Below are 1,931 nucleotides of genomic sequence, written 5' to 3'. Positions count from 1 at the left end.
CGCTGAAGGTGTTCATGCAGCTGTCGTAGGTGTAGTCCATGAAGTTGGTGATCGGATCCAGGCCCTCGGAGAGGCAGGAATCGCGGCCGACCGGGCAACCATAGGCCGGGCTGGCTTCATCCGGCGTGTCCGACACGCTGTCGCCCGGAGGCGTGCAACCGCCCTGGAAGGTGTGGTACAGGCCGAGCCAGTGGCCGACCTCGTGGGTTCCGGTGTCGCCGAGGTTGTACGGCGCGGCCGATCCGCCCGGAAGCGAGGAGAAGAGGACCACGACGCCGTCCATCAACGGCTTCGACGAGTAGTCCCACGGGAAGGTCGCCCATCCGAGGAGGCCACCACCCATGTTGTTCGTGTAGAAGTTGAGAGCGTTCGCGCCGCCCTGCCGAAGGGCAGTTTTCATCTGCGTTTCCGCCGCGGTGCCGTAGCCGGCGGTGTACCAGGTGGCGTTCGTGGTTCGGGTCGTGCCGGCCAGAGTGAACGAGATGCCGGAAGGCGCATATGCGTTATTGAGCACGGCCATCTGATCGGTGATCATCGCAGTCGTGATGTCGCCGTTGGCGATGCCGGTGCCCTTGTTGATCACGTGAAAGTAAACCGGGACGCTGATCGTGGCGCTGCTCGTCGCGAAGGTTGACATGTAGCTGTTCATGTCCTCTTCGATCGCTTCGGCGAGCCATTCGTCAGGATGCTTGGTCCCGCAGCGGGCGCCGCTCCTGATGAATGATTCCTGGTCGGCAAAGACAACGCCGTTGATCTCGAATGGAACGCCGACGCGCTCGGGATTCTGAACCTCGACGTCGAGGGTGGCGCGCTGCTCACCGGCAAACGCCGGAACTGCGAGAAGGACGATTACGGTGAGGACGAAAAGACGGGACCAGAGGCTTTTGGACATTTTCTCTCCTTGCTTAAGTAGGCGGTAGCCGGGGTCGTCCTTTAGCAGCGAACGTGCCAGAACGGTGAACAACAGCTAAATAACTGAAGGAGAATCACTTATCGAAAATCGAAACAGTTCACGGCGTCAAAGTGGTCAACAAAACAACCAGTCCGGCCCCTCAGTGGGGTTCAGTGGATGCACCACTGGTCAAAAGCTAACCCGTGTACGGGCCGCCCCCTTTTTGGTTCATTATCCAAAGGTATAGAGAAAAGAGCGCGTAGCGCGCGGGATGCGCCACTTCACGGCTGGAATCGCTGAGGCGGTATGACGTCGTCTTCGGTGATGCTCATCTCGGCGAAGATTCGGATCAGGTGCCGCATCTCGGCCTGTGAGTCTTCATACGCCTCGCAGAGAAGCTCGAGCTGCTCCTGGTCCTCGTTGTCGAGGACCGTGAAGCCCTCCACCGGCTGCTCGGGCTTGCGCGTCCGGATCTTGCGCCAGCTCCGTCCCTCGAGGCGGTAGCAGAGATAGCCGCTCGACTGCGCGATGCGGGAGGCGGGCAGCGGAATCGCGTCGCGAAATGCATCGAGGAGTTCCGCCCGCGTCGAGGTCAGCATCCCTCCCCGCTGGAAGATCGGCATCTTCTGAATCCACTCGGGGATGTCGCCGCGGGCATTCGCTTTCTGCTCTTCGAGCGCTCGAATGACCTGACCCTCGATGATTCCGCGAAGGGCGAGGCGCGATTCGTCGTTCGCATGCTGGAACGCGACCCCGGAGTGGTAAACGGTGAGGCCATCCTGGCCGATCGAGAAGCGATCGAGCTTGCAGCGTATGACGACCGTCTCGAGCGCCAGCTCGTCGCCGCGCCACGCAAACCAGAGCTTCAGCTTGTGCCCGACCGTCAGCGGCGTCTGATGCTCGAGCCGCGCGCCCATCAGACTGATGTCGATGACGACGGCGCTCTGCGAGCCGATGCGCCCGGTCAACGGCGGCGACAGCCGGATGCGTTCGACACGTCTCCGTTTTGACATGGCTCGATCAATTCTAACGACTGCGG

At 61.4% G+C, this 1,931-nt stretch carries 2 protein-coding genes; both read right to left on the bottom strand.

The features are described 5' to 3' along the window. A partial coding sequence (locus WAW17_RS15760) for a zinc metalloprotease (RefSeq protein WP_422333885.1) occupies window positions 1–964 on the bottom strand: 964 nt, incomplete at its 3' end. A 209-nt stretch (window positions 965–1,173) separates the two neighbouring features. Further along, window positions 1,174–1,905, bottom strand: a complete 732-nt coding sequence (locus WAW17_RS15755) for a PilZ domain-containing protein (protein ID WP_422333884.1) — start codon at window positions 1,903–1,905, stop codon at window positions 1,174–1,176. Window positions 1,906–1,931: the final 26 nt, after the last annotated feature.

It is taken from the genome of Rhodococcus sp. (in: high G+C Gram-positive bacteria), from assembly GCF_049286785.1.
In the GTDB taxonomy this organism is placed as follows: Bacteria; Actinomycetota; Actinomycetes; order Mycobacteriales; family Mycobacteriaceae; genus Rhodococcus_F.
Note: the sequence above shows the minus strand (reverse complement) of the source record. Positions and strands in the feature narration are given on the sequence as shown.